Raw genomic sequence first — 5,633 nt, forward strand, 5'->3', positions numbered from 1 at the left:
TTACATCGTTTTGGATTTTTTCTAGGTCTGGCGGCGACTTACTCTCCCACGACTTAAGCCGCAGTACCATCAGCGCGACGGCACTTAACTTCCGGGTTCGGGAAGGGACCGGGTGTTTTGCTCGTGCTATGACCACCAGACCGAGGAAAAATCCATTATTGAGAGATATCAATCTGTTGTTTTTGGTCTGACTTCTGATTGTTCCTGTATTCTACTGGAACGGATCAAGCCTATCGGGCCATTAGTACCGGTCAACTGAACACATTGCTGTGCTTACATCTCCGGCCTATCGACGTGGTGGTCTACCACGGCCCTCAGGGATACCTTGTTTTGAGGGGGGCTTCCCGCTTAGATGCCTTCAGCGGTTATCCTTTCCGATCATAGCTACCCAGCACTGCTATTGGCATAACAACTGGTCCACCAGTGGATCGTTCACCCCGGTCCTCTCGTACTAGGGGCAACTCCTCTCAAGTATCCTACACCCACGGCAGATAGGGACCGAACTGTCTCACGACGTTCTAAACCCAGCTCACGTACCTCTTTAAACGGCGAACAGCCGTACCCTTGGGACCTGCTCCAGCCCCAGGATGAGATGAGCCGACATCGAGGTGCCAAACACTGCCGTCGATATGGACTCTTGGGCAGTATCAGCCTGTTATCCCCGGCGTACCTTTTATCCGTTGAGCGATGGCCCTTCCACTCGGGACCACCGGATCACTATGGCCGTCTTTCGACTCTGCTCGACTTGTCAGTCTCGCAGTCAGGCTGGCTTCTGCCATTGCACTCAACGAGCGATTTCCGACCGCTCTGAGCCAACCTTCGCGCGCCTCCGTTACGCTTTAGGAGGCGACCGCCCCAGTCAAACTACCCGCCACACAGGGTCCCGGAACCCGATAAGGGATCGCGGTTAGACATCAAGCAGAACAAGGGTGGTATCTCAAGGAAGGCTCCACAGAGACTGGCGTCCCTGCTTCGAAGCCTACCACCTATCCTGCACATGTTGTGCCTGATGCCAGTGTGAAGCTGTAGTAAAGGTGCACGGGGTCTTTCCGTCTAACCGCGGGAAGCCTGCATCTTGACAGGCAATTCAATTTCGCTGAGTCGATGTTGGAGACAGCGGGGAAGTCGTTACGCCATTCGTGCAGGTCGGAACTTACCCGACAAGGAATTTCGCTACCTTAGGACCGTTATAGTTACGGCCGCCGTTTACCTGGGCTTCAATTCGGAGCTTGCACCCCTCCTTTTAACCTTCAGGCACCGGGCAGGCGTCAGACCCTATACGTCGTCTTGCGACTTCGCAGAGCCCTGTGTTTTTAGTAAACAGTCGCCACCCCCTGGTTTGTGCCCCCGGATCCAAGTTGCCTTGAACCCGGGCCTCCTTCTCGCGAACTTACGGAGGTATTTTGCCGAGTTCCTTCAACATCGTTCTCTCAAGCGCCTTGGTATTCTCTACCAGTCCACCTGTGTCGGTTTAGGGTACGGTCTCATGTGGGGCTATTTCCTGGGACTGATTAGCGGCCCACCCAATCCGATAAGGGTGAACAACCTTCACAATCCGTCACATCCCACTGGCCCAGGAATATTAACCTGGTTCCCATCGCCTACGCCTTTCGGCCTCGGCTTAGGGGCCGGCTTACCCTGCTCAGATTAGCTTTAAGCAGGAACCCTTGGACTTTCGGCGAGAGTGTCTCTCACACTCTTTGTCGCTACTCATGTCATCATTCTCGCTAGTGATCTCTCCACCGGATCCCTCACAGGCCGGCTTCATCGAAAGCTTCGAGCCTTCAATACCTTCCGGAGAAGGTGAAGAAGGCATGAAGCTATGTCACACTACGCTCCGCTACCATGCACTATGTGCATCCTCAGCTTCGGCTCATGGCTTGAGCCCCGTTACATCTTCGCCGCAGGACAACTTGATTAGACCAGTGAGCTGTTACGCTATCTTTAAAGGATGGCTGCTTCTAAGCCAACCTCCTGGTTGTTTTGGTCGTCCCACCTGCTTTCCCACTTAGCCATGAATTGGGGGCCTTAGCTGGAGGTCAGGGTTGTTTCCCTCTCCACTACGGGCGTTAGCACCCGCAGTGTGTCTGCCATCTAGTACTCCCGGGTATTCGGAGTTTGGTTAGGATCAGTAAGCCTGTGGGGCCCCATTACCCATCCAGTGCTCTACCCCCCGGGGTATTCGGATGACGCTCTACCTAAATAGATTTCGCGGAGAACCAGCTATCTCCGAGTTTGATTGGCCTTTCACCCCTAGGCACAACTCATCCCGACCTTTTTCAACAGGTGTGGGTTCGGACCTCCAGTAAGTGTTACCTTACCTTCATCCTGGTCATGCCTAGATCACTCGGTTTCGGGTCTGATCCCACGAACTCGACGCCCTATTAAGACTCGCTTTCGCTGCGCCTACACCTATCGGCTTAAGCTTGCTCGTGAGACCAAGTCGATGACCCATTATACAAAAGGTACGCTGTCAGGCCGCAAGGGCCCTCCAACTGATTGTAGGCGTCCGGTTTCAGGTACTGTTTCACTCCCCTCGTCGGGGTGCTTTTCACCTTTCCCTCACGGTACTGGTTCGCTATCGGTCAGCAAGGAGTACTTAGCCTTCGAAGGTGGTCCTCCGATCTTCAGACAGGATTTCACGTGTCCCGCCCTACTTAATACGTCCGATCATGCTTCCCATACGGGACTGTCACCCACTATGGTCTGTCTTCCCAAACAGTTCTGGTCACATTCACGGCTCGGCTGGTCCCCGTTCGCTCGCCGCTACTAGGGGAGTATCAATTGATTTCCTTTCCTCCGGGTACTTAGATGTTTCAGTTCCCCGGGTTTGCTCTTCAAACCCTATGTGTTCAGGTAAGAAGTACCTGGTTCAGCAGGCTATAAATCACCGCTTGCGCGGCTATTATAACTTACTGTCAGGTGGGTTGCCCCATTCGGAGATCCTGGGATCAAAGCCTATTCTCGGCTCCCCCAAGCTTATCGCAGAGTATCACGTCCTTCATCGCCTCTTGCTGCCAAGGCATCCACCAAACGCCCTTCTCGCGCTTGATCCGATCCAGAAGAAGACAGGAAACTGCCGCGAGCCATATGCGGGCTGGTTCGTCCGCTGGCTCTCTGTTCTGGATCAGAAGTCATACATTTCCCGCCTGGACTGTCGTCCAGACTATGAGCAACCGTAGTTGCTCGGGTTAGTGTACTTGACTTGGACAACACTCATTCTTTTCGAAGAAGCATACGATCGGGAAGCTTGGCGTCTTCCTCAAACCGCTCGGCCCGAAGGCCTCTTCAACGTCCCGGTCCGCGCACTTGCGGGGGAGATGAGGTTGATTGATATCTCTCTATACGATGTCAAATCGTCCGATTGGACGGCTAAACAGCAACGCTGCTTAGCGATCAAATCGGGCTCTTCGTCTTGAGTATGTGAAGTGGTGGAGCCTAGGAGGATCGAACTCCTGACCTCCTGAATGCAAATCAGGCGCTCTCCCAGCTGAGCTAAGGCCCCAACGTTGAATGCTCCAGCATTCAACGAGTGCGACAGCGTATTGCAAAGCAATGCGCGAGAGGCACCCGGTGCAATCCTGGGAGCGAACCGCTTTCGGGACATTTGACTACGTCAAATACCCTATCGCGTCCTGACCTTTGCTACGCAAAGGCAGGTTGGTGGGTCGAGGAGGACTTGAACCTCCGACCTCACGCTTATCAGGCGTGCGCTCTAACCACCTGAGCTACCGACCCATAAGGTGATCCGGAATGGATCGGACAGGTCGATGACCTGAACCACTTTCTGAAGAGATATGAGGACGGCCTGGACCGAGTTTGGCGAGCCCCAAAGGTAGGGCTCTTCTGCTAAGTGTTCCACGTGAATGGCAAGCCATTCAATCTAGGAACATCCTTAGAAAGGAGGTGATCCAGCCGCAGGTTCCCCTACGGCTACCTTGTTACGACTTCATCCCAGTCGCTGAGCCTACCGTGGCCAGCTGCCCCCATTGCTGGTTGGCGCACCGTCTTCGGGTAAACCCAACTCCCATGATGTGACGGGCGGTGTGTACAAGGCCCGGGAACGTATTCACCGCGTCATGCTGTTACGCGATTACTAGCGATTCCGACTTCATGCCGTCGAGTTGCAGACGACAATCCGAACTGAGATATCTTTTAGGGATTAACCCACTGTTGATACCATTGTAGCACGTGTGTAGCCCAACCCGTAAGGGCCATGAGGACTTGACGTCATCCACACCTTCCTCCCGCTTATCACGGGCAGTTTCCCTAGAGTGCCCAGCCGAACTGCTGGCAACTAAGGATGTGGGTTGCGCTCGTTGCCGGACTTAACCGAACATCTCACGACACGAGCTGACGACAGCCATGCAGCACCTGTCACTAGGTCACCGAAGTGAAGGATCCATCTCTGGAACTGTCCTAGGATGTCAAGGGTTGGTAAGGTTCTGCGCGTTGCTTCGAATTAAACCACATGCTCCACCGCTTGTGCGGGCCCCCGTCAATTCCTTTGAGTTTTAATCTTGCGACCGTACTCCCCAGGCGGAATGCTTAATCCGTTAGGTGTGACACCGACTAGCATGCTAGCCGACGTCTGGCATTCATCGTTTACGGTGTGGACTACCAGGGTATCTAATCCTGTTTGCTCCCCACACTTTCGCACCTCAGCGTCAGTATCGAGCCAGTGAGCCGCCTTCGCCACTGGTGTTCTTCCGAATATCTACGAATTTCACCTCTACACTCGGAGTTCCACTCACCTCTCTCGAACTCAAGACTACCAGTATCAAGGGCAGTTCCGGGGTTGAGCCCCGGGATTTCACCCCTGACTTAATAGTCCGCCTACGCGCGCTTTACGCCCAGTAATTCCGAACAACGCTAACCCCCTCCGTATTACCGCGGCTGCTGGCACGGAGTTAGCCGGGGTTTCTTTACCAGGTACTGTCATTATCATCCCTGGCGAAAGAGCTTTACGACCCTAGGGCCTTCATCACTCACGCGGCATGGCTAGATCAGGCTTGCGCCCATTGTCTAAGATTCCCCACTGCTGCCTCCCGTAGGAGTCTGGGCCGTGTCTCAGTCCCAGTGTGGCTGATCATCCTCTAAAACCAGCTATAGATCGTAGACTTGGTAGGCCATTACCCCACCAACTATCTAATCTAACGCGGGCCGATCCAAATCCGATAAATCTTTCCCCCGAAGGGCGTATGCGGTATTACTCTCAGTTTCCCGAGGCTATTCCGCAGATCTGGGTACGTTCCCACGCGTTACTCACCCGTCCGCCGCTCACCCCGAAGGGCGCGCTCGACTTGCATGTGTTAGGCCTGCCGCCAGCGTTCGTTCTGAGCCAGGATCAAACTCTCAAGTTGAAACGCCTTACGGCGTATCCTTGACGTTGAACCTCTGCACATCACTCCCCGGTGGCTAAACCGGGGAAAACTGTTTGTCTGTGCTTCAGTACCAAAGGTACAGAAAGCCGTCCAAACAGTGAAGCTGACACTCTATCATCGGCCAGAGGCCTAAGAGCGCGATATACAGACGTTCATTCGTCGAATGATCCAAACCGCCCGCATATCTCTTCAGATACTCGCGATGTCAAAGAGCGTAGAGACAAAAACCAGACCAGTGCGCCCTAACTT

At 54.0% G+C, this 5,633-nt stretch carries 2 tRNA genes and 3 rRNA genes; all 5 read right to left on the minus strand.

Features of this window, described 5'->3' with window-relative positions:
• Nucleotides 1-25: 25 nt before the first annotated feature.
• Nucleotides 26-140 (minus strand): 5S ribosomal RNA (gene rrf, locus ACRARE_RS22510).
• Nucleotides 141-220: 80 nt separating this feature from the next.
• Nucleotides 221-3,054 (minus strand): 23S ribosomal RNA (locus ACRARE_RS22515).
• Nucleotides 3,055-3,429: 375 nt separating this feature from the next.
• Nucleotides 3,430-3,505, minus strand: a tRNA-Ala gene (locus ACRARE_RS22520).
• Nucleotides 3,506-3,661: 156 nt separating this feature from the next.
• Nucleotides 3,662-3,738: transfer RNA gene (locus tag ACRARE_RS22525), tRNA-Ile, on the minus strand.
• Between the two features lie 161 nt (nt 3,739-3,899).
• Nucleotides 3,900-5,363 (minus strand): 16S ribosomal RNA (locus ACRARE_RS22530).
• The 16S, 23S and 5S rRNA genes sit together here with 2 tRNA genes alongside, the layout of an rRNA operon.
• Nucleotides 5,364-5,633: the final 270 nt, after the last annotated feature.

It is taken from the genome of Pseudooceanicola aquaeponti, assembly GCF_050897975.1.
Classification (GTDB): domain Bacteria; phylum Pseudomonadota; class Alphaproteobacteria; order Rhodobacterales; family Rhodobacteraceae; genus Pseudooceanicola.